At 70.8% G+C, this 22,324-nt stretch carries 20 protein-coding genes; 9 read left to right on the top strand and 11 right to left on the bottom strand.

Going from position 1 to position 22,324, the window contains the following annotated elements; all coding sequences use genetic code 11:
* Positions 1-17: 17 nt before the first annotated feature.
* The 4 genes from M2283_RS03550 to M2283_RS03535 all read right to left on the bottom strand — a co-directional run bounded on the left by M2283_RS03550 (position 18) and on the right by M2283_RS03535 (position 5,727).
* Positions 18-665 carry a LysE family translocator gene (locus M2283_RS03550; RefSeq protein ID WP_280874449.1) on the bottom strand — a complete coding sequence of 216 codons (648 nt, stop codon included), beginning with the start codon at positions 663-665 and terminating at the stop codon, positions 18-20.
* 186 nt (positions 666-851) lie between these two features.
* The gene (locus M2283_RS03545) at positions 852-1,643 is read right to left on the bottom strand and encodes a S1 family peptidase (protein ID WP_280874448.1); all 792 of its coding nucleotides are present in this window, start codon (positions 1,641-1,643) and stop codon (positions 852-854) included.
* 204 nt (positions 1,644-1,847) lie between these two features.
* The gene (locus M2283_RS03540; RefSeq protein ID WP_280874447.1) at positions 1,848-4,712 is read right to left on the bottom strand and encodes a helix-turn-helix transcriptional regulator; all 2,865 of its coding nucleotides are present in this window, start codon (positions 4,710-4,712) and stop codon (positions 1,848-1,850) included.
* A gap of 178 nt (positions 4,713-4,890) precedes the next feature.
* The gene (locus tag M2283_RS03535; RefSeq protein ID WP_280874446.1) at positions 4,891-5,727 is read right to left on the bottom strand and encodes a response regulator transcription factor; all 837 of its coding nucleotides are present in this window, start codon (positions 5,725-5,727) and stop codon (positions 4,891-4,893) included.
* A gap of 117 nt (positions 5,728-5,844) precedes the next feature.
* Between M2283_RS03535 and M2283_RS03530 the strand changes: the two genes are divergently transcribed.
* Positions 5,845-7,518, top strand: a complete 1,674-nt coding sequence (locus M2283_RS03530; RefSeq protein ID WP_280874445.1) for an AMP-binding protein — start codon at positions 5,845-5,847, stop codon at positions 7,516-7,518.
* Positions 7,515-9,134 carry an AMP-binding protein gene (locus M2283_RS03525; protein ID WP_280874444.1) on the top strand — a complete coding sequence of 540 codons (1,620 nt, stop codon included), beginning with the start codon at positions 7,515-7,517 and terminating at the stop codon, positions 9,132-9,134. Before M2283_RS03530 ends, M2283_RS03525 begins: the two co-directional genes overlap by 4 nt.
* 21 nt (positions 9,135-9,155) lie before the next feature.
* Here M2283_RS03525 and M2283_RS03520 read toward each other — a convergent pair whose 3' ends face one another.
* Together M2283_RS03520 and M2283_RS03515 are read right to left on the bottom strand one after the other, a co-directional pair.
* The gene (locus M2283_RS03520) at positions 9,156-9,662 is read right to left on the bottom strand and encodes a GNAT family N-acetyltransferase (RefSeq protein ID WP_280874443.1); all 507 of its coding nucleotides are present in this window, start codon (positions 9,660-9,662) and stop codon (positions 9,156-9,158) included.
* Positions 9,663-9,750: 88 nt separating this feature from the next.
* The gene (locus tag M2283_RS03515; protein WP_280874442.1) at positions 9,751-10,467 is read right to left on the bottom strand and encodes a hypothetical protein; all 717 of its coding nucleotides are present in this window, start codon (positions 10,465-10,467) and stop codon (positions 9,751-9,753) included.
* A 241-nt stretch (positions 10,468-10,708) separates the two neighbouring features.
* Between M2283_RS03515 and gcl the strand changes: the two genes are divergently transcribed.
* Entirely contained in the window at positions 10,709-12,493 is a 1,785-nt protein-coding gene (gcl, locus tag M2283_RS03510; RefSeq protein ID WP_280874441.1) for a glyoxylate carboligase, read from the top strand.
* A gap of 224 nt (positions 12,494-12,717) precedes the next feature.
* On the opposite strand, the gene M2283_RS03505 is transcribed toward gcl, so the two are convergent.
* The 5 genes from M2283_RS03505 to M2283_RS03485 form a co-directional block, all read right to left on the bottom strand.
* Positions 12,718-12,957: a hypothetical protein gene (locus M2283_RS03505; protein WP_280874440.1), complete on the bottom strand. Its 240-nt coding sequence runs from the start codon at positions 12,955-12,957 to the stop codon at positions 12,718-12,720.
* A 302-nt stretch (positions 12,958-13,259) separates the two neighbouring features.
* Entirely contained in the window at positions 13,260-14,732 is a 1,473-nt protein-coding gene (locus M2283_RS03500) for a catalase (protein WP_280874439.1), read from the bottom strand.
* A 242-nt stretch (positions 14,733-14,974) separates the two neighbouring features.
* Positions 14,975-15,865, bottom strand: a complete 891-nt coding sequence (locus tag M2283_RS03495; RefSeq protein ID WP_280874438.1) for a 2-hydroxy-3-oxopropionate reductase — start codon at positions 15,863-15,865, stop codon at positions 14,975-14,977.
* 54 nt (positions 15,866-15,919) lie between these two features.
* On the bottom strand, positions 15,920-16,768 hold the full coding sequence (locus M2283_RS03490) for a TIM barrel protein (protein ID WP_280874437.1): 849 nt from the start codon (positions 16,766-16,768) through the stop codon (positions 15,920-15,922).
* A gap of 159 nt (positions 16,769-16,927) precedes the next feature.
* Positions 16,928-17,809 (bottom strand): helix-turn-helix domain-containing protein, encoded by an 882-nt coding sequence (locus M2283_RS03485; RefSeq protein ID WP_280874436.1) that lies wholly within the window; start codon positions 17,807-17,809, stop codon positions 16,928-16,930.
* Between the two features lie 181 nt (positions 17,810-17,990).
* Here M2283_RS03485 and M2283_RS03480 point away from each other — a divergent pair, with 181 nt between their 5' ends.
* The 6 genes from M2283_RS03480 (at position 17,991) to pucL (ending at position 22,266) form a co-directional block, all read left to right on the top strand.
* A complete protein-coding gene (locus tag M2283_RS03480; protein ID WP_280874435.1) occupies positions 17,991-19,418 on the top strand; it encodes an MFS transporter in 1,428 nt (475 codons plus the stop codon).
* A gap of 209 nt (positions 19,419-19,627) precedes the next feature.
* Positions 19,628-19,879, top strand: coding sequence for a hypothetical protein (locus M2283_RS03475; RefSeq protein WP_280874434.1), 252 nt, complete (start codon positions 19,628-19,630; stop codon positions 19,877-19,879).
* Entirely contained in the window at positions 19,876-20,244 is a 369-nt protein-coding gene (locus M2283_RS03470) for a helix-turn-helix domain-containing protein (RefSeq protein WP_280874433.1), read from the top strand. The genes M2283_RS03475 and M2283_RS03470 overlap by 4 nt, the downstream gene beginning before the upstream one ends.
* Before the next feature lie 134 nt (positions 20,245-20,378).
* On the top strand, positions 20,379-20,894 hold the full coding sequence (gene uraD, locus M2283_RS03465) for a 2-oxo-4-hydroxy-4-carboxy-5-ureidoimidazoline decarboxylase (RefSeq protein ID WP_280874432.1): 516 nt from the start codon (positions 20,379-20,381) through the stop codon (positions 20,892-20,894).
* Positions 20,891-21,313, top strand: a complete 423-nt coding sequence (uraH, locus tag M2283_RS03460) for a hydroxyisourate hydrolase (RefSeq protein WP_280874431.1) — start codon at positions 20,891-20,893, stop codon at positions 21,311-21,313. The genes uraD and uraH overlap by 4 nt, the downstream gene beginning before the upstream one ends.
* 5 nt (positions 21,314-21,318) lie before the next feature.
* The gene (gene pucL / locus M2283_RS03455) at positions 21,319-22,266 is read left to right on the top strand and encodes a factor-independent urate hydroxylase (protein ID WP_280874430.1); all 948 of its coding nucleotides are present in this window, start codon (positions 21,319-21,321) and stop codon (positions 22,264-22,266) included.
* Positions 22,267-22,324: the final 58 nt, after the last annotated feature.

Here is a 22,324-nt window from a genome sequence, read left to right as displayed (position 1 = left end):
GGCGGAAAGGGACGGCCTCAGTCCGCGCGGCCCGTCACCGCGACCGTCACGCCCAGGCCGATCATCGTGAAGCCGCCCGCGCCGCCGATCAGGGACAGGCGGCGGTCGGAGCGGGCGAACCAGCCGCGGGCGGCCGAGGCGGTCAGGCCCCACAGGGTGTCCGTGACCAGGCCGATGGAGATCGGGATCAGGCCCAGAACGAGCATCTGCAGCGGGACCCGGCCCGCCGCGTGGTCCACGAACTGGGGGAGTACGGCGGCGAAGAACACCACGCCCTTCGGGTTGGTGACCCCGACGAGGGCGCCGTCGAGGACCGTGCGCAGATCGCCGCGGGCCGGCTGTTCGGGGCGGGTCGCGATCGCCGACGCCCTGAGTTCCTTGCGGTGCCGGACGGCCTGCACGCCCAGGTAGACGAGATAGGCGGCGCCCGCCAGCTTCACCGCGAGGTAGAGCGTGACCGACCGCTCCACCAGCGAGCCGATGCCCACCGCGACGGCCACCACCAGCAGGTACGAGCCGATGAGGTTGCCCATCGCCGTCGCGACGGCGGTGCGGCGGCCGTGTGCCAGGGCCCGTCCGATGACGAACATGACGCTCGGCCCGGGGATCACGATCACCAGCAGCGACATCGCCGCGAAGGCCAGGAAACGGTCCGTGGACACCATGCGTATCAACTCCCTCGGCCGCTCATTGAAACAGGCGGAGGGCGGGCGCCTCTAGGACCCTTCTGGAAGCTTTCCCGAGGTGATCCCTTGGACGCGGACATGGATAGGGGGCGTTGCGAACTGCTCGTGGAAGCTCGCAACGCCCCCTGGTATTTCACCTGAGGAGTGCTCAGGAGACCTTCTGGGTTACGAGTTGACCTGCGTGGTCACCAGGCTGGAGAAGGTGGTCAGCCGGGTGTAGACACCCGGGTAACCGGCCTCCGCACAGCCCTCGCCCCAAGAAGTGATCCCTGCCAGGACGCCCCCGATGAGCAGGGGACCGCCGCTGTCGCCCTGGCAGGTGTCTACGCCGCCGGATGTGTATCCGGCGCAAACCATGTCGGTCGCGACGTAGTCGGAACCGTAGGAGCTGCGGCAGCTGGTGTCCGACACGGTCGGGACCGTCGCGGTCCGCAGCTGGTTGGAGGAGCTGCCGTTCTCCGAGGTGGTGCCCCAGCCGATGATGCGGGCCGTGGTGCCGGCCGCGTACACCCCGGTCTGGGAGGAGGAGACGTAGGAGGCCGTGGTGTACGGCATCGACGTCGAGAGGGTCAGGACGGCCACGTCGTCGCCGTTGGTGGCGTCCGTGTAGCTGGGGTTGATCCAGATCTTGCTGACCCGGGCGACCGTGCCGTTGGTGCCGTTCAGGTAGGTGCGGCCACCGACGACTCTGACGCTGCTGGTGGTCTCGCCGACCATACAGTGGGCGGCCGTGACGACCTTGGTCGCCGACACCAGGGTGCCGCCGCAGAACTGGTTCTGCGAGGCGTCCGTGATCTGCATCATGAACGGGTACGTCGTCGTCGTGGTCGTGGTGCCGCCCACGATGGGCTGGGGGGCCGCTACAGCGGTGGGGGCGCTGAGCAGTGCGGTCGCCGCGGCGGCCGCGGTCGCCGCGATGACGGCGGCGGTCTTCTTGGCGCGGTTGAGCCCGAACATGAGTCTCCTCAGTGGGGGTTGCCGGTGGGGGTTCGCGCGGGTGTGGGGGTGGTGCACGGGGGCCGCGGGACCGACCCCCGTGTGCCCGGGCGAGCGGCACGTCCTCACGCTAGAACCAGGCACACCTCGCGCCCAATGAGGGAACCCCCTAGGGGAGTTGGGCAGGGAAAACCCTCGGTCGCCCTCAGTAAACCCGGGTCGGCCTCACTTCGTACGGCGCCCCGCCGCCAGACGGACGATGTCCACCCGCGAGCGGATCCCCAACTTGCGGTAGACCCGCGTGAGGGTCGCCTCGACCGTCTTCACGCTGATGAACAGACGTGCGGCGATCTCCCGGTTGGTCGCGCCCTCCATGACGAGCGCGGCGACCTGACGCTCCATCGCGGCGAGCCCTTCCAGGGCGGCGAGCCCTTCCGCGCCCTCTGACGTCGCGGAGGGGGCGATCGGTTCCCGCGGGTTCGCCGAGGCCGCCGCGTCCACCTGACGCAGCCACGGCAGCGCCCGGCAGCGCCGGAACAGCCGGGCGGCCTCGTCGTAGGTCGTCGGCCCCGGAACGGGGGTTCCGTCCGGTCTGGCGAGGCCGAGCACGTGCGGGTCGGTGCGCAGGGCGGCCAGCGCGAACGCGGCCCGCGCCTCCTCAAGGCCGTAGCCCAGCTTGGCGAGCCGGTCCTGAACCGACGTCAGCTGGGCGAGCGCGGCCTCGTGTTCGCCGCGCGCGGCCCGCACCAGCGCCTCGGCCCGGTCGAGTACGGCCAGCACGCTCTCGCGGCCGAGCCGCAGCGCGTGCTCGCGCGTCACGGCGACGAGTTGCCGCGCCTCCTCGACCTCGCCGATCCGGACGAGGGCCTCGGCGAGGTCGCCCTGCCAGCGGCCACGCGCCGGATCGGTGATGCCGAGCCCGTGCTCCAGCTCCCGCACCCGGCGCAGCGAGCGCGCCGCGCCCTCGGCGTCCCCGGCCACCAACTGGGTGTACCCGAGGGCCGTCAGCCCCCGGGAGACGTACATCTGGTCGCCGACCTGCTCGGCCTGCTCCACGGACTCGTGGGCGAGGGCGAGGGCGCGCTCCGGGTCGCCGCCGGTGGCCTCGGCGAGGGAGTTGAGCACGGCCGAGGGGATCTCGCCGATCCCGGAGTCACGGGCCAGCCGCATGCTCTCGCGGGCCAGGTCCAGGGCGCGTCCGCAGTGCCCGGAGCGCAGTTCGGTCTCGGCGAGCAGCCGGACGAAGTGGACCTCGCTCTCGACCATGCCGCGCCGCCGCACCTCGCGCAGCAGCGCGGTGACGGTCGAGCGGGCCTCGGGCAGCTGGTCGCTCATGATCAGCCAGCGGTACCGGGCGGCGCCCGCGCCGTTGTGATGGCAGGAGACCGCGGGATCCTGCGGCTCCTTGAGCGCCCGTTTGATGGTCGCGGGGGCGTCCGGGTGACCCATCAGGGTCTCGGTCTGCGCCTGGAACGCGAGCGCGAGCAGCTCCGTGCGCCGGTCGCCGGCCCGGGCCGCCAGCTCCGCGGCGCGCGCGGCCTCCTCCCGGCCGATGGCGAAGTCGCCCTCCACGACCAGTCCCCGCCAGGCCAGTTGGTAGTGGACCAGGGCGAGCAGCCGCGGGTCGTCGCCGGCGTCGGCCAGCACCTGCGGGTAGACGGTGTCGACCTCGCCGATCGCCTGCCCGGCCGACTCGATCACCACCATCCAGGCCCGCACCCGGTCGGCGGGCGCGGTGGCCCGGGTGAGCACCTCGCGCGCGATGTCCCGGGCGAGGTCCACCTCGCCGGCGGTGATCGCGTCCTCGGCGGCCTGCAGCCGGTGCTCGTCGGGGCCCGGCGTGTCGTCGGCCGGGGTGTGCCGGGCGGCGAGCAGGCCGAGCGAGGCGGCCACCGAGGGCGCCCCGCGGTCCCGGGCCAGCGCGGCGGCCTCGGCCAGCCGGGCGGCGGCCTCCGGGTCGGTGCCGGTGGTGGCGAGAGCGAGGTGGCGGGCGCGCTCGATGGGGTCGGAGGCCGCCGTGGACAGCGCGGCGTGCGCGGCCCGCCGCTCCTGCGCGGGCGCCTCCGCGTACAGGGCGGCCGAGATCAGCGGGTGCGCGAACCGTACGGCGGGGCCCTCGGGTTCCGTGGCAAGGAGGCCGAGTTCGGCCGCCTGCGCGGTCTCGGCCTCGGCGTTCTCGCGGCCGGCCGCGTGCAGCAGGGCCAGGGTGGGGCGGGCGCCGGCGCTGGCCACAAGGAGGGTGTGGCGGGCCGCGGCGGGCAGCATGTCCAGCCGGTTCAGGACGAGGGCGCGCAGCGAGGTCGGCACCGGGAGCGGCTCGCCGGGGCGGGGCGGGGTGGGGTTCTCGGCCAGGGCACGGCCCAGTTCCAGGGCGAAGAGCGGGTTGCCGGCGCTGGTGCGGTGGATGTCGCGGACCGTGGAGCGGGGCAGGCCGGTGTAGCCGCGGTGGTCGAGCAGCGCGGAGACCTGGGCGCGGGAGAGCGCGCCGAGCCGGACGGCGAGGGTGTCCGGCGGGGACGCGCGTAGATGACGGTCGTACTCCTGCCCCTCGGTCCGTACCGCGCACAGCAGCTGGACGGGGGTGTCGCCGAGGCGGCGGGCGGCGAAGCCGAGCAGTTCCGCGCTGGCCGGGTCCAGCCACTGGAGGTCGTCGGCGACGATCAGGACGGGGCCCTCGGCGGCGAGGGCGCGCAGGGTGGACAGGACGGCCAGGCGCAGGGCGAGGCCGTCGCGTTGCAGAGTCGATTCGCCGCGGCCGGTGAGCGCCGATTCCAGGGCGGTGCGCTGGGCGGCGGGCAGCCGCTGGGAGACCTCGTCGGCGACCAGGCCGAGCAGGTCGGCCAGCGCCAGGAAGGGGAGATGGGATTCGGACTCGGTGGCCGAGCAGCGCAACACGGTACGTGCATGCGCCCCGTATTCGGTGGCCAATGCCCGCAGCACGGTCGACTTTCCAATTCCGGCGGGGCCGTGGAGCAGCACGCTCCCGCCGTGGGTGAGCTGCTCGTGCGCCGCGCCGAACAGCTCCTCCCTGCCGATGACCAGGTCGGGGCGGCATCTGGCAGGTTCCTTGAAGTCCCGTGGCACGGTCACCGCTCCCCTCCGTGTGTCGTGTCCGGGCCAAATTCTAGGCAATGTCTCATTGAAATTCGGACGGACCAGGTGGTGAGGGATATAACAACATTGAGGCATAGGCAAATTCAAAGCGTGGCTGAATGAATAGATTGCCCACCCGGGAACCCCGGCACACCTGACCACAGCCCCGGCACACCTAGGGCAACAGCCCCGCGCGCCGCGCCGACGCCACCGCCTCTCCCCGGGTGTGGGCGCCCAGCCTGCGCATCGCCGAGCGCAGATAGCTCTTCACCGTCTCCGGCCGCAGCCCCAGCCGCTCGGCCGCCGCCGCGTTGGTCGCCCCCGCCGCCAGACACGCCAGCACGTCCAGTTCCCGGGGCGCGAGCCGCACCTCCCCGGCCGACTCCCCCGACGCCAACAGCTCGCAGGCGTCGAGGAGTTCGGCCCGCAGCACCGGGTCGGCGATCCGCGGCCCCAGCGCCCGCAGCGCCGCGTGCGCCTGTCGCACCTGCTCCACCACGGCCCCTCCCGCCGGGTCCCGGTCCGGCTCGGTGTGTGCGGCCACCGCCATCAGGCCGCGCACCTCCTCCTGGACGACCAGCGCCTGCTCGACGTCCCGCGCGGCCTCCATCGCCAGGCTCAGCGTCCGGTCACCGAGCGGCTGGGCCGAGCGCAGGGCGCCGTACAGCACACCGCGCACCCGGCGCCGCACCACCACCGGCACCGCCAGCATCGAGCGCAGCCCCTCGGCGGCGACCGGCGCGTCGTACTCGTGACTGATCTGCGGCGAGGACGAGTAGTCCGCCACCGCGCACGGCCGGGCCAGCGCGACCGCCCGACCGCCCAGCCCGTTGCCGGAGGCCACCGCGAGGGCCCGCAGCGCGGGCGTGGCGGTGCCACTGAGCTCGCTGATGCGCACCTGCCCGCGCCCCGCCTCCACCAGGCCGCCGAAGGCCACCGGCAGCCCGGTCAGGCGCCGCATCCGCACCAGCGCACCCCGTATCTCCACCGACCCCGCAGCGTCCGTCGTCACCTGATCGCCCTTTCCCCGCAGCGCACACCCCCGTTCGGGGGTAGTGAGACCTGCATCACGGATTACACGATGGCAGAGAGCCGCCCGGCAATGGTCCGGTAACGAGGAGGACGCAAGATGACGACGGCGACGGAGCTCTTCCGCGGCGCGCGAGACTTCCTGCTGGAGCACCGCGACGACTACGCGAAGGCGTACGAGGGATTCAGCTGGCCCCGGCCCGAGCGGTTCAACTGGGCGCTCGACTGGTTCGACGTCATCGCCGAGGGCAACGACCGGACCGCGCTGCACATCGTCGAGGAGGACGGCACCGAGGTCCGGTTGTCCTTCGCGGAGCTGTCCGAGCGCTCCGACCGGATCGCGAACTGGCTGCGCGACCGCGGTGTCGGCCCCGAGGACCGCATCCTCGTCATGCTCGGCAACCAGGCCGAACTGTGGGAGACCGCGCTGGCCGCGATGAAACTGCGCGCCGTCGTCATCCCGGCCACCCCGCTGCTCGGCCCCGCCGACCTGCGCGACCGCGTCGAGCGCGGGCGGGTCGGGCACGCGATCGTGCGCGCCGAGGACACCGCCAAGTTCGCCGACGTGCCGGGCAGTTACACGCGCATCTCGGTCGGCGGCCTGCCGGAGGAGGGCTGGGAGCCGTACGAGGACGCGTACGTCGCCCCCGCCGAGTTCCTCCCGGACGGGCCCACCCTCGCCGACGACCCGCTGATGCTGTACTTCACCTCGGGCACGACCGCCCACCCCAAGCTGGTCGAGCACACCCACACGTCGTATCCGATCGGGCATCTCACCACCCTGTACTGGATCGGCCTCAAGCCGGGAGACGTGCACCTGAACATCTCCTCGCCGGGCTGGGCCAAGCACGCGTGGTCGAACCTGTTCGCGCCGTGGAACGCCGAGGCGACCGTCTTCATCCACAACTACACGCGCTTCGACCCGGCCCGGCTGATGGCCGAGATGGACCGCGCGGGCATCACCACCTTCTGCGCCCCGCCGACCGTCTGGCGCATGCTGATCCAGGCCGACCTGACCCAACTGCGCACCCCGCCGCGCGAAGTCGTGGCCGCGGGGGAGCCGTTGAACCCCGAGGTCATCGAACAGGTGCGGCGCGCCTGGGGCGTGACCGTCCGGGACGGCTTCGGACAGACCGAGACCGCCGTGCAGGTCGCCAACAGCCCCGGCCAGCCGCTCAAGACCGGTTCGATGGGCCGGCCGAGCCCGGGCTACCGGGTCGAGCTCCTGGACCCCGTGACCGGCGCCCCCGGCGTCACCGAGGGCGAGATCTCCCTCGACCTGTCCGTCAACCCGGTCGGCCTGATGACCGGCTACCACGGAGACCCCGACCGTACGGCGGAGGCGATGGCCGGCGGCTACTACCGCACCGGCGACATCGGCTCCCGCGACGAGGACGGCTACATCACCTACGTCGGCCGTTCCGACGACGTCTTCAAGGCCTCCGACTACAAGATCAGCCCCTTCGAGCTGGAGAGCGCGCTGCTCGAACACGAGGCGGTGGCCGAGGCGGCGGTCGTGCCCGCGCCGGACGAACTGCGCCTGGCCGTACCGAAGGCGTACGTCGTCCTTGCCGAGGGCTGGCAGCCGGGCCCCGACACCGCGAAGGTGCTCTTCGAGCACTCCCGCGAGGTCCTGGCCCCCTACAAGCGCGTCCGCCGACTGGAGTTCGGGACGCTGCCCAAGACCGTCTCCGGCAAGATCCGCCGGATCGAGCTGCGTGAGGCCACGGCCGCCGGCTCGGCGGACGAGTACCGCGAGGAGGACTTCCGGTGAGCGCACAACCCTCGTACACCCACGGCACGAGCGGGACGACCCTGCTCGGCGACACGATCGGCGCCAACCTCGACCGGGCCGTCGCCGCCTGGCCCGACCGCGAGGCGCTGGTCGACGTCCCCTCCGGACGGCGCTGGACCTACGCCGAATTCGCGGCCGACGTCGACCAGTTGGCGTACGCGCTGCTCGCGACCGGAGTCGCCAAGGACGACCGGGTGGGCATCTGGGCGATCAACTGCCCGGAATGGGTGCTGGTGCAGTACGCCACCGCCCGGATCGGCGCGATCATGGTGAACATCAACCCGGCCTACCGCACCCACGAGGTCGAGTACGTCCTCAAGCAGGCCGGGATCTCCCTGCTGGTCGCCTCCCTCAGCCACAAGACCAGCGACTACCGAGCGATGGTCGACCAAGTGCGCGGAAAGTGCCCCGAGTTGCGCGAGGTCGTGTACATCGGCGACCCGAGCTGGGAGGCGCTGCTGCGACGAGGGACGCCCGACCTGTACGAGGACCTGTGGACGCGCAAGAGCGAGCTGTCCTGCGACGACCCCATCAACATCCAGTACACCTCGGGCACGACGGGCTTCCCCAAGGGGGCCACCCTCTCCCACCACAACATCCTCAACAACGGTTACTTCGTGGGGGAGTTGATCTCCTACACGGAGCAGGACCGGGTCTGCATCCCGGTGCCCTTCTACCACTGCTTCGGCATGGTGATGGCCAACCTCGCGATCACCTCGCACGGCGGGTGCATGGTCATCCCGGCCCCGTCCTTCGACCCGAAGGCCAGCCTGGAGGCGGTCCAGCAGGAGCGCTGTACCTCCCTCTACGGCGTACCGACCATGTTCATCGCGGAGTTGAACCTCCCCGACTTCTCGACCTACGACCTCTCGTCCCTGCGCACCGGCATCATGGCGGGCTCGCCCTGCCCGGTGGAGGTGATGAAGCGGGTGGTCGCCGAGATGCACATGGCCGAGGTCTCCATCTGCTACGGCATGACCGAGACGTCTCCCGTCTCCCTCCAGACCCGCAGGGACGACGACCTGGAACACCGCACGGGCACCGTCGGCCGGGTCCTGCCGCACATCGAGGTGAAGGTCGTCGACCCGGCCACGGGGGTGACCCAACCCCGCGGCGCCGCGGGCGAGTTGTGCACCCGCGGCTACAGCGTGATGCTCGGCTACTGGAACGAACCCGAGAAGACCGCCGAGGCCGTCGACCCCGGCCGCTGGATGCACACCGGCGACCTCGCCATGATGCGCGACGACGGCTACGTCGAGATCGTCGGCCGCATCAAGGACCTCATCATCCGCGGCGGCGAGAACATCTACCCGCGCGAGATCGAGGAGTTCCTCTACGCCCATCCCAAGATCGCCGACGTCCAGGTCGTCGGCATCCCGCACGAGCGCTACGGCGAGGAGGTCCTGGCCTGTGTCATCACCCGGGACCAGGCCGACCCGCTGACCCTGGAGGACCTGCGCGCCTTCTGCGAGGGACGGCTCGCGCACTACAAGATCCCGAGCAGGCTGCAGCTGCTCGACTCCTTCCCGATGACGGTGTCCGGGAAGGTGCGGAAGATCGAGCTGCGGGAGAAGTACGCCGTCCCCGGCGACTAGGCCGTGTTCGGAAGGTGGCTTCTAGTCGCGGCGCATGCAGACGCGCGGCCACCCGTCGAGGCCGAGCTCCCGCTCGTGGGCGCGGATCGCGCGCAGTCCGGGCGTGAGGTCGGCCTCGGGCAGGACCCGGAAGCCGAGACGGGCGTAGTACGAGGCGTTCCACGGCACCTCGGCGAAGGTGGTCAGCGTCAGACCGGTCAGGCCCTCCTCGCGTGCACGGTCGGCGGCGTACGCGAGGAGAGTCCGGCCCACGCCCCGGCGGGCGGCGTGGGGGTGGACCGAGACCTGCTCGATGTGGAGGGCGCCGTCCATGGGTTCACAGACCAGATAGGCCAGCGGGCGGTCCGTGTCGTCGGCGGCGGCGACCCAGGCGCGGCCGGACCTGCGGTAGCGGTCCAGGACCTCCAGGGTGGGCGGCTCGTCATCCGCCACCGCCTCCATGCCGAGTTCCCGGAAGGCGGCTCCGGCGGCGCGCTCGATGTCCTGGAGGGCGGGGAGTTCGGCGGGCAGGGCGGGGCGGATGCGCATCCGCCGAGTCTCGCGCGGGGCGGCGGCCGGGGCGAGCGGAATTCGGGGCGGGACCGGGAGTGAAGCAGCAGGGGAGTCCGGGCTTACGTCAGGCGCCCGCCGCGTCCAGGTCGTCGGCGAGGGTGTTGACCGGCTGCGGGGTACCGGTGAGGTCGAGGACGAACAGGGGCATGCCGAGGGAGTCGGCGCAGGTGCGGGCTTCGGTGGCGTAGCCCGCGAGGGAGAAGTAGACGCAGGCCGACGACTCCGTCATGGCGGTCAGCCACAGGCACTCCACGTCGCGCAGTGCGGCCGGGCGGACGGTCGGGTCGACCTGGGCCAGCAGACCGCGGGCGGCGAGCCCGATGCCGGACGGGGGACGCTGGTCGGCCCGGCGGATGTCCTCGTAGCCGAGCCAGCGCAGGTACAGCGCGGCGGCCGTCACCGCGTCCCGCGCCGTACGGATCGTGACCGGCTGGAAGGCCCGGCGCGGCGGCGTCTCGCCGGCCGGTGCGGCGGCGGGGGTCAGCTGCGGCAGCCGCTCCGGAGGCGCGGACCGGCCGTCCGTCCGGGACACCGGGATCCGCAGCACGGTCCCGCACGGGCAGCCCAGCTCCGGGTGCGGCCACTGGTCCAGGCGGTCGCAGGAGGCGCAGCGCACGCCGACCCACTCCTCGTCCCAGACCTGGTGCGTGACGGCCGTCGGCACGCCCCCCGGGTCCAGTGGCGGGGTGACCGGGGCACCGCACACGCACGGATAGGACGGCGCGGTGAATCGGTGCTCGCGCCGGCAGGCCGGGCAGCGCACCGGCACGCTCTCGGGCATGGCCCACTCCAAGGCGTCGCATCGGGACGGCGGTCCCATAGTGCTCCCGCACACCCGCGCTTGTCCGACGCTTTGCGTCGCCCGACGGACGGGGGCCGCCGGGCGCCCATCCCTTGACGGCCCCCGCCCCTCCACCTACATTGCTTCCAGATAGTAGAAACTAAATTCCGCATTACGGAATAGATGCTCACCGCGGGGCGCGACGGGAGTGCCGTTCCGACAGCCGAAGCAGGAGTACGCAATGGCTCGAATGACCGCTGCCCGCGCGGCAGTTGAGATCCTCAAGCGCGAGGGCGTCAGCAACGCGTTCGGTGTGCCCGGCGCGGCGATCAACCCCTTCTACGCGGCGCTCAAGGCCTCCGGCGGCATCCACCACACCCTCGCCCGCCACGTCGAGGGCGCCTCGCACATGGCCGAGGGCTACACCCGTACGCACCCGGGCAACATCGGCGTCTGCGTCGGAACCTCGGGCCCGGCCGGCACCGACATGATCACCGGGCTGTACTCGGCGATCGGCGACTCCATCCCGATCCTGTGCATCACCGGGCAGGCCCCGACCGCCGTGATCCACAAAGAGGACTTCCAGGCCGTCGACATCGCCTCGATCGCGGGGCCGGTCACGAAGATGGCGGTCACCGTGCTGGAGGCGGCCCAGGTCCCGGGCGTCTTCCAGCAGGCCTTCCACCTCATGCGCTCGGGCCGCCCCGGCCCGGTCCTGATCGACCTGCCGATCGACGTCCAGCTCACCGAGATCGAGTTCGACCCGGAGACGTACGAGCCGCTGTCGGTCTACAAGCCGACCGCGACCCGCGCCCAGATCGAGAAGGCGATCGGGATGCTGAACGCCGCCGAGCGCCCGCTGCTCGTCGCCGGCGGCGGTGTCATCAACGCCGACGCGGCCGAACTCCTCGTCGAGTTCGCCGAGTTGACCGGCACCCCGGTCGTCCCGACCCTGATGGGCTGGGGTGTGCTGCCCGACGACCACGAGCTGAACGCCGGCATGGTCGGCCTGCAGACTTCGCACCGCTACGGCAACGCGACCTTCCTGGAGTCCGACTTCGTCCTCGGCATCGGCAACCGCTGGGCCAACCGCCACACCGGCAAGCTGGACGTCTACACGGCCGGACGCAAGTTCGTCCACGTCGACATCGAGCCCACCCAGATCGGCAAGATCTTCGCCCCCGACTACGGCATCGCGTCGGACGCGAAGGCGGCGCTGGAGCTGTTCGTCGAGGTGGCAAGGGAGTTGAAGGCGGAAGGCCGCCTCCCCGACCGCTCGGCGTGGGCGGCATCGGCGCAGGAGAAGAGGTCAACTCTCCAGCGCCGTACGCACTTCGACGACATCCCGATCAAGCCGCAGCGCGTCTACGAGGAGATGAACAAGGCCTTCGGCCCGGAGACCCGGTACGTCTCCACGATCGGCCTCTCGCAGATCGCCGGCGCCCAGATGCTGCACGTCTTCAGGCCGCGGCACTGGATCAACTGCGGTCAGGCGGGCCCCCTCGGCTGGACGATCCCGGCCGCGCTGGGCGTGGCCAAGGCCGACCCGGAGGCGTCCGTCGTCGCCCTGTCCGGCGACTACGACTTCCAGTTCATGATCGAGGAGTTGGCGGTCGGCGCGCAGCACAAGATCCCGTACGTGCACGTCCTGGTCAACAACGCCTACCTGGGCCTGATCCGCCAGGCGCAGCGCGCCTTCGACATCGACTTCCAGGTCAACCTGGAGTTCGAGAACATCAACTCGCCCGAACTGGGCGCCTACGGCGTCGACCACGTCAAGGTCGCCGAGGGCCTCGGCTGCAAGGCGATCCGGGTGACCGACCCGGCCGAACTTGGCGCCGCCTTCGAGCAGGCCAAGAAGCTCGCCGCGGAGTTCCAGGTCCCGGTGGTCGTCGAGGCCGTCCTGGAGCGCGTCACCAACATCTCCATGTCGACCACGAACGACATCTCCAACGTGGTCGAGTTCGAGGAGATCGCGACGGAGCCGGGGCATGCGCCCACCTCGATCAGGACGCTGAAGGTCTGACGGGTCCCAAGCAGCAGGAGAGCGGCTCACCTTGAGGTGGGCCGCTCTTTCGGTGCGCACGAGTCTTTTCGGTACGCGTGGGGCCCGCCGCCCCCGTGTCGGCGGGCCCCACGCGTGACCAGAATGTGCCCACCCCCGAGGGTGGTTGAAGCCTCTTGAACAATATTCAGAGCTTGATTTGAGGATTGCGTAGACGTCCTACGTCCCCCCGCACGCGCCCGTGATCACGCCCCCTCATGGTGCTCCGACAGCCCCGGCCAGTCCTCGGGACCGCCGCCCTGCCACTCGATGAGCTCGCTGTCCTCGACGTCGGTGACGTACAGATCGGCCAGTCGCAGGATCTCGGCGACGTCGTCGACGTGGGTGGCGATGCCCAGCGTCTCGTCCCCGGACGTCACGCGCCGGGACCCGTCCAGGGCCGGCGCGTGGACCACGATGTGCGGGTTCTCGGTTGGATGTGCCATGCCCTCAGACTGCTGGGGAAGGGGTGGCCACGCACCCGGAAGGCCGGAAATGCGGAAGGCGCCGGATACGGGACTGTCCGCATCCGGCGCCTGGTGTCGCTCGGTTGTCGTTCATGTGGGGCCGGGACCGCGGTGGAGGCGATGGGACCGGGGCGCTCCTTCCCTCTGGTCGAGATGGAGGCCCGGGTCCTTCACCACCGCACTGGCTCGCACTCCGCCGCGGTCCTCGCCCTACCCGCACCGTGTCCTGTCCCGCGTGACCACCCCTCATCCGGGTCACCGGGTCGGACACGGCCGGGGGCTCAGTCCTCGCGCAGGGCGCGGACCGCTTCTTCCACGCGCCGGCCGTATTCGGGGTCGGCGGCGTGGAAGTGCGCGAGGTTCTTCTCGATCACGTCGTCGCGGGAGACCTGCGAGAGGCCACCGGCGATGTTCGCGACGAGCCGGGACCTCTCGTCCTCGGACATCAGGCGGTACAGCTCGCCCGCCTGGAAGAAGTCGTCGTCCTTGGTGTGCTGGGGCGCCTCGTGGGTGCCGGTGTACCCGGTCACCGCGAGCGGGGCGGACTGCGGGCGGCCGGTCTCGACCGGGCCGTCGTAGGAGTTCGGCTCGTAGTTCTTGGCGTAACGGCCCTGGGAGTTGGCCGCCATCAGGCCGTCGCGGCCGTAGTTGCGGGCGGTCGTCGCCCTGGGGGCGTTCACCGCGAGCAGCGTGTGGTTGACGCCCAGGCGGTAGCGGTGGGCGTCCGCGTACGCGAACAGGCGGCCCTGGAGCATCTTGTCGGGCGAGGGGCCGATGCCCGGAACGAAGTTGTCCGGGGAGAACGCGGCCTGCTCGACCTCGGCGAAGACGTTGTCCGGGTTGCGGTCCAGCACCAGTCGGCCCACGCGCTGGAGCGGGTAGTCGCGGTGCGGCCAGACCTTGGTCAGGTCGAACGGGTTGAAGCGGTACTCCGCCGCCTCGGCCGCCGGCATGATCTGCACGTGCAGCGTCCAGGACGGGTTGACGCCCCGCTCGATGGCCTGAAGCAGGTCTGTCTGGTGCGAGCCGGCGTCCTTGCCCGCGATCTCCGCGGCCTGCTCACTGCTCAGGCTGCGGACGCCCTGGTTGGTCTTGAAGTGGTACTTGACGAAGAACGCCTCGCCGTCGGCGTTCGTCCACTGGTAGGTGTGCGAGCCGTAACCGTTCATGTGGCGGTACGACGCCGGGATGCCGCGGTCGCCCATCAGCCAGGTCACCTGGTGCGTGGCCTCGGGGGCGTGCGCCCAGAAGTCCCAGACGTTGTCCGGCTCCTGACGGCCCGTGAAGGGATCGCGCTTCTGCGAGTGGATGAAGTCGGGGAACTTGATGGGGTCCTTGATGAAGAACACCGGGGTGTTGTTCCCGACCAGGTCGTAATTCCCCTGCTCCGTATAGAACTTGACCGCGAAGCCGCGCGGGTCGCGCACCGCGTCCGCGCCGCCCAGCGAGTCGGCCACGGTCGAGAAGCGCAGGAACAGCTCGGTGCGCTTGCCGACACCGCTCAAGAAGTCGGCGTGCGTGAAGCCGGTGACGTCGTCGGTCACCTCGAAGTAGCCGTACGCCCCCGAGCCGCGGGCGTGCACCACGCGCTCCGGGATGCGCTCGCGGTTGAAGCGGGCGAGCTTCTCCAGCAGGTGCTGGTCCTGGAGCAGGAGCGGGCCGCCGATGCCGGCGGAGGCGGAGTTCTGGTTGTCGGCGACCGGGGCGCCGGACTCTGTGGTGAGAGTCGGCGCGGTGAGCGCACGCTTCGACATCGTGGACCTTCCGTGCAGGTGTCAGCGGAAAACTGTTTCCGCTTCGTGGAGCCTCTTCGTGGAGCCTAGAAGGGGGCGATCTGGGCGTCAACAGTTTGTTGAAGTGGTTTCCGGGCGGCGCCTCGCCTGGGCGCGACAGGACAGTTGTCGGCGTCGGCGCCGCCCGGAGCTTTTGGGGCCCCTGGATCAGGGCTCGGCTCCTGGACCGGAGCCGGCCCTCGGATCAGAGCTGGGCCCTCGGATCAGAGCTGCGCGCCGGAGAGTCGCTCGACGGAGCGCAGCAGGGCCGAGTGGTCGAGGCCGCCGTCGCCCTGGGCGCGCAGGCTGGCGACCAGCTGGGCCACCACGGCCCCGACGGGCAGTGCGGCACCGACGTTGCGGGCCGCGTCGGTCACGATGCCCATGTCCTTGTGGTGCAGGTCGATCCGGAAGCCCGGCTTGAAGTCGCGGTTGAGGAAGTTGTCCTTCTTCCGCGTCAGCACGGTGGAGCCTGCGAGCCCACCGTTGAGGACGTCGAGGGCCGCCGCGAGGTCCACGCCCGACTTCTCCAGGAAGACCACGGCCTCGGCGCACGCCTGGATGTTCACGGCGACGATCAGCTGGTTGGCGGCCTTCACGGTCTGACCGGAGCCGTGCGGACCGCACAGCACGATGGTCCTGCCGAGCGCGTCGAAGATCGGCTCGGCCTCCTCGAAGTCGGACTGCCCGCCGCCGGCCATGATGGACAGCACGGCCTCGATCGCGCCCGCCTCACCACCGGAGACGGGGGCGTCGAGCACGCGGATTCCCTTGTCCCGGGCGGCCGTTGCCAGGTCCACCGAGGTCTGCGGGGTGATCGAGGACATGTCGATCAGCAGGGCGCCGGAGCGCGCGTTCTCCAGGATGCCGTCGGGGCCGTACGTGATCGCCTCGACCTGCGGGGACGCGGGCACCATCGTGATGACGACGTCGGCGTCCCGCACGGCCTCCGCGATCGAACCGGCGGCCGTGCCGCCGGCGGCGGTGAGCCGGTCCAACTTGTCCGGCTCCAGGGTGAAGCCGGTGACGTCGTAACCCGCCTTGATCAGGTTCTCGGACATGGGGGAGCCCATGATGCCGAGGCCTATCCAGGCGATCTTGGGGAGGTTGCTCATGCTGGGAGCCTCTCTAACTGCTCTGCGAAGTCTGGGAGTTCGGCGTCGATGAGGTCAGCGCGCCGCGCGCGGGAGCCACTCGAAGGCCTCGGCGCTCGGCCGGTCGCCCGGCTTGTACTCCAGGCCGACCCAGCCGTCGTAACCGGCCTTCGCCAACTGGTGGAGGAGGTCTTCGAGGGGGAGCGAGCCGGTGCCGGGGGCGCCGCGGCCCGGGTTGTCCGCGATCTGCACGTGCCCGGTCTTCGCCGTGTAGCGCTCGATCACCGACGGCAGGTCCTCGCCGTTCATGGACAGGTGGTAGAGGTCCATCAGGAAACGCGCGTTGCCGAGGCCCGACGCGTCGTTGACCTTGTCCACGATCCCGACGGCGGCCGGCGCCGACACCAGCGGGTACAGCGGCGACTCGGGGTTGTTGAGCGCCTCGATCAGGAGGATCGCGCCGATCCGGTCGGCCGCGCGGGCCGCGAGTACCAGGTTCTCCAGCGCGAGCGCGTCCTGCTCGGCCGGGTCGACGCCGTCCACGCGGTTGCCGTAGAGCGCGTTGAGCGCCTTGGTGCCCAGGGAGTGGGCGAAGTCGGCGGCCACGTCGATGTTCGCGCGGAACCGCTCCGACTCCTCGCCCGGGATCGACAGGGCGCCGCGGTCGGGGCCCGGCAACTGTCCCGCGTAGAAGTTGAGGCCCGTGAGCTGGACGCCCGCGTCCTCGATCGCCTTCTTCAGGGCGTCGAGCTCGGACCGCTCGGGGGTGGGGGAGTCGACCCAGGGCCACCACAGCTCGACCGCGGTGAAGCCCGCCGCGGCGGCGGCCGCGGGGCGCTCCAGGAGCGGGAGTTCCGTGAAGAGGATCGACAGGTTGACGTTGAAGCGCTGGTCTGCGGCGGCGCTGAATCCAGAACCTGGCATCGGGGGCCGCGCTCCCTTCCGTATCGAGATTCCGTATTGCGGAAGTTAGTTTCTGCTTAATGGAAGATTGCCGTCGCGGGCCGGGGCTTGTCAAGGGGGCAGGGCGCACGAAGGCGCCCACGTCAGGGAAGCCGTGGGTCGTCCTGCGAGGTGGTGGGGTCAGTGCCGGTCCGCGGTGGCCGTGGGCGCGGTGAGGCTGCCCAACAGGCGCAGTGCGGCTTCCGAGGGGGAGCCCGGGGCGGCCGTGTAGGCGATCAGGCGTTGCCCGGAGGCGCCGGGTATGCAGAGGTTCTCGAAGGCGAGTTCCAGCGGACCGACCGTCGGATGGTGCAGTCGCTTGGTGCCCGAGGTGCAGGTGCGTACCGGATGCCGGGACCAGAGGGCGGCGAATTCGGCGCTCTGGATGGACAGTTCACCGACCAGTGCGGCGAGCGCGCGGTCGTCGGGATGGCGGCCGGCCACCAAGCGCAGGGAGGCGACGGCCAGTTCGGCCTCCGTGTCCGGATCGTCGTACAGCGCCCGGTACCTCTCGTCAAGGAACAGCATCCGGACGAGGTTCGGGCGCGCCGCCGGCCGCTCGGGGCCGTCCGGTGCCAACTGTCCGGCGAGCAGGGCGTGTCCGAGCCGGTTCCAGGTGAGTACGTCGCCTCGGCGGTCCAGGACGAGGGCCGGTACGTCGGTCATGGCGGCGACCAGTTGGCGGGCCGAGGCGCCGGCGTGTTCGGCGCGGGGTGGGGCGGGTGGCCGGGGCACGGACGCGTCGGCGGGGCGGGCGAGGGCGAGCAGGTGGGCGGTCTCGTCGGCGCCGAGCCGCAGGGTGCGGGCGATCGCGTACAGCACGGAGTCCGAGACGCCTCGCGCGCGGCCCTGTTCGAGGCGGGTGTAGTGGGTGATGCTGACGCCCGCCAGCGTGGCCAGCTCCTCGCGCCGCAGCCCCGTGACCCGGCGGCGGGTCGGGTGCGGGGTGAGGCCGAGTTCCTCGGGGCGCAGTGCGGCCCGGCGGGATCTGAGGAACTCTCCTAGCTCGGACCGGGTGTCCATGCCTGCCTCCTCGATGTGGGCGCCGCCTCTCCATCATGCCCGTGGGTGCTCCCGAACGGGATCCGCAAGGGTGGTCACGCCGTGACCACCCTTGCGGTGCCTGCCCAACTCCGGGATCTGGCTGGGCGGTTGGCGGCGGGCGAGCCTTTCCTTCATCACCGTGAGGAAGGAACACGACGCCATGACCGTCACCGACACGAGGGCGGCCGGCACAGGGCCGGCCGCCCTCACCCCCCGGCTCCGGCTGGTCCTGGTGCTGCTGCTCGCGGCCCAGTTCATGCTGGCGGTCGACTTCTCCATCCTGAACGTGGCGCTGCCCGTGATCGGCGACGGCCTGGGCTTCTCGCTGGCGCACCTGCAGTGGATCGGCACCGCGTTCGCGCTGTGCGCGGCCGGGTTCACCCTGCTCTTCGGCCGGGTCGCGGACCTGTTCGGGCGTCGGCGGATCTTCCTCGGCGGCCTCGCCGTGCTCGCCGCCGCCTCTCTGCTGGGCGGCCTCGCGCAGAGCCCGGAGACGCTGATCACCGCCCGCGTCCTCCAGGGCCTCGCGACCGCGGCGGTCACCCCGGCGGGCCTGTCCCTGCTGACCACCTCGTTCCCGGAGGGACCGCTGCGGGAGCGGGCGCTCGGTCTCAACGGGGCGCTCATGTCGGCCGGGTTCACCACCGGAGCGATCCTGGGAGGCATGCTCACCGATCTCCTGTCGTGGCGGTGGGCGTTCTTCCTGAACATCCCCGTCGCCCTCGCCGTCCTCGTCGTCGCCCCATCGGTCGTCAAGGAGTCGCGGCCCGCCGAACGCCCGAAGCTCGACCTGCCCGGCGCGGTCACCGTCACACTCGGTCTGCTGGCCGTCGTGCTCGGCTTCACGCAGGCCGGTGAGCGCGGCTGGGGCTCGCCGCTCGCTCTGGGTGCGCTGGGCCTGGGCCTGTTTCTGCTGCTCGTCTTCCTCGCCGTGGAGCGCCGGGCCCCCGCACCGCTGGTGCCGCCGAGCGTGCTCGGCAGGCGGTCCGTGGCCTGGGGCAACGTGGCCGGGCTGATCGCCTTCCTGACCGAGACGTCCCTGGTCTTCCTGATGACCCTCTACCTCCAGGAGGTGCTCGGCTTCTCCCCGCTGGCCGCCGGGCTGAGCTTCGGCGTGCTCGGCCTCGGCACGGTCCTCGGCGGCCTCGCCGCGCCCCGGGTCATCGGCCGGTTCGGCAGCCGGTCGACCCTGGTCGCCGGCGGACTCGTCCAGGCCGTCGCCACCGCCGCACTGCTCGGCCTCGGCGTCGACCGGTCCTGGCTGTGGCTGCTGCTGACCGGCACCTTCCTGGGCGGGATCGGCAACATGCTGGCCATCGTCGGCTTCATGGTCACGGCCACGTCGGGTCTGGCCGACCGGGAACAGGGGCTGGCCACCGGGCTCGCCACCATGACCCAGCAGATCGGCATCACCGTGGGCACACCGGTCATGAGCGCGGTGGCCACGGCGGCGATGGTGGGGACCGGACCCGCGGCCGTCCTCGGCGGCCTGAAGACGGCCGTCGCGGTGAACGCCGGTGTGGTGCTGCTCGGGGTCATCGGCAGCCTCGTGTTTCTGCGGGGTGAGGGGCGGGCGCCCTCGGAGTGAGGCCCCGGCCGATCCGTCCGCTGTCGTGTACCCGGCGAGGTGATCCCTGGGTCCGTTAGAGTCGCTCGCGGGCGGACCGACCGGCGTCGCCGGTGTCCGGAGTGCACGGTCCCGGTGTCGCCGAGATGTCCTCCCGGTGGTGCCCCGATGTGCCCTCGCTACGGGTGATCCGGGCGGGTACGCAGGTCAGGACCGTGTCTGGGGGCAGTATGCGACTGAGAGTGGAGTTCACCACCGAACCCTTCGACCTCGACGAGGCACCCGCGCACGCGGTCGTCGCCCGTGAGGTCATCGAGGCCGGTGAGCTGGACGCGGTGGACGTCGGGCCGTTCGGCAACACGGCGGAGGGCGCCTCCGACGCCGTACTCACCGCCGTGGACGCGCTGCTGCGCAAGAGCCTGGAAGCAGGCGCCACCCGGATCTCCCTGCAGGTCAACGTGATCGGGGAGGACGGCGCGTGAACCGCACCGGGGACGAACCCTTCATCACGGCCGTGAAGCCGCTGGTCGACGCCATGGGCGGGGAGATGGTCCCGCCGGACGAGGCGGGACCCGACGACGTCGTGCTCGCCTGGGAGGGCGTGGACGTGGTCGCCGTACGACTGCCGCAGCTCGCGGACTCGCTGGACCACATCCTGGCCGCGATGGAGCGCAAGCAGGGCAAGCCGCTCGCCGAGCTGGACCGCAAGGCCAAGCAGGAGGTCGTACGGATACTGGAGGCGCGGGGCGCCTTCTCGGTACGGCACGGCGTGGAGACCGTCGCGGGTGCGCTGGGGGTCAGCCGGTTCACGGTTTACAACTACCTGAACCGGGAGAAAGAGGCCTGAGCCGGGCCGCCGGGCGGCTTCCGTGGCTTTGTTACCCGGAATTTTCAACAAAGTGTTGACGCGGTGTTTCCGAGGGCGTTAGCTACTCGCAGCCCGTTCAGCACGAAGGCCGTTCCGCGGCCACGGAGGCACCCGTGACGTCGACTTCCACGCCCCCGGGGCTCGCCCGGTTCAACGTCCTGGAGGAGCACGCGGCCCTCGCCGCCCTCCACGAGGCGTGCGCTTCCACGGCGTGGGCGAAGCGGCTGCTGGCCGCCCGTCCGTACGCCGACCCCGAGGACCTCTGCTCCGCGAGCGACGCGGCGATGGCCGAGCTGACCGCGGACGACCTGGCCGAGGCGATGGCCGGCCACCCGCCGATCGGCCGCCCCAAGCCGGGCGACCCGACCTCCAGCCGGGAGCAGCGCGGCATGGCCGGCGCCTCCGAGGAGCTCAAGGCGGAGATGCTGGAGCTGAACCTGGCCTACCAGGAGCGGTTCGGCCATGTCTTCCTCATCTGCGCCACCGGCCGGACCGGTGAGCAGATGCGGGACGCGGTCAAGGAACGGATCGGCAACTCGCCCGAGCAGGAGCGCGAGATCGTCCGCGCCGAACTCGGCAAGATCAACCGCATCCGGCTCGGCAACCTCGTACAGGAAGAGCAGGCATGAGCACGAGCACCACCGCCTCCGTGTCCACCCACATCCTGGACACCTCCGTCGGCCGCCCCGCCGAGGGCGTCGCCGTCCAACTCGCGGCCCGCAGCGGCCAGTTGGAGGAGTGGCAGCCGCTCGGTGGCTCCGCGACCGACGCGGACGGGCGGTGCAAGGACCTGCCGGCGCTGCCGGAGGGCACCACACACGTACGGCTCGACTTCGAAGTGGAGCCGTATTTCCTGAAGTCCGATTTCTCGAAGTTCGAGAACAAGCAAGCCGATGCGCAGCAGGACGCCCCCGCGAATCGGGACAGCGGTGCGACCGGAGTGTTCTTCCCCGAGGTGGCGATCACCTTCGCTGTGCAGGCCGGGGAGCACTACCACGTGCCGTTGCTGCTCAACCCGTTCGGCTACTCCGTATACCGAGGGAGCTAGCAGACATGGCAGTCAATTCCCGCCCACCCCACCCTGTGATCCTTGGGCAGAACCAGTACGGCAAGGCCGAGAACCGAGTCGTCAAGATCACGCGGGACGGCGCCACCCATCACATCAAGGACCTCAACGTGTCCGTGGCGCTGAGCGGCGACATGGACGAGGTCCACTACTCCGGCTCGAACGCCAACGTGCTGCCGACCGACACCACCAAGAACACGGTGTACGCGTTCGCCAAGGAGCACGGCATCGAGTCCGCCGAGCAGTTCGGCATCCACCTCGCCCGGCACTTCGTGACCAGCCAGGAGCCGATCAAGACCGCGCGCATCCGCATCGAGGAGTACTCCTGGGAGCGGATCGAGACCTCCGACGCCAACTCCAAGTTCATCGGCGCCGACGAGGTCAAGCACTCCTTCGTCCGCAAGGGCCAGGAGACCCGGGTCACGCAGATCACCTACGACGGTGAGTCGTGGGAGGTCATATCCGGGCTGAAGGACCTGGTCGTGATGAACTCGACCAACTCCGAGTTCTGGGGCTACGTCAAGGACAAGTACACGACGCTCCCCGAGGCCTACGACCGCATCCTGGCCACCCAGGTCTCCGCCCGCTGGCGCTTCAACTGGTCCGACGACGAGGAGAAGATGCCGAGTTGGGAGAAGTCCTACGAGCAGGTGAGGAAGCACATGCTCCAGGCCTTCGCCGAGACGTACTCGCTCTCGCTCCAGCAGACCCTGTACCAAATGGGTTCGCGGATCCTCAACAGCCGCAGCGAGATAGACGAGGTCCGCTTCTCGCTCCCCAACAAGCACCATTTCCTTGTGGACCTGGAGCCGTTCGGGCTGAAGAACGAGAATGAGGTGTACTTCGCCGCCGACCGGCCCTACGGCCTGATCGAGGCGACGATCCTGCGGGACGGCTGTGAGCCGAAGATCCCGGTGGACCTCACCAACCTCTGAGCAACTCCCTTTGCGGCACCCGTGGTCCGCCCTCTCGTGCGGGCCACGGTACTCAAAT

It is taken from the genome of Streptomyces pseudovenezuelae (assembly GCF_029892565.1).
Classification (GTDB): Bacteria; Actinomycetota; Actinomycetes; order Streptomycetales; family Streptomycetaceae; genus Streptomyces; species Streptomyces pseudovenezuelae_A.
This window is presented reverse-complemented; position numbering and strand designations above follow the sequence as displayed.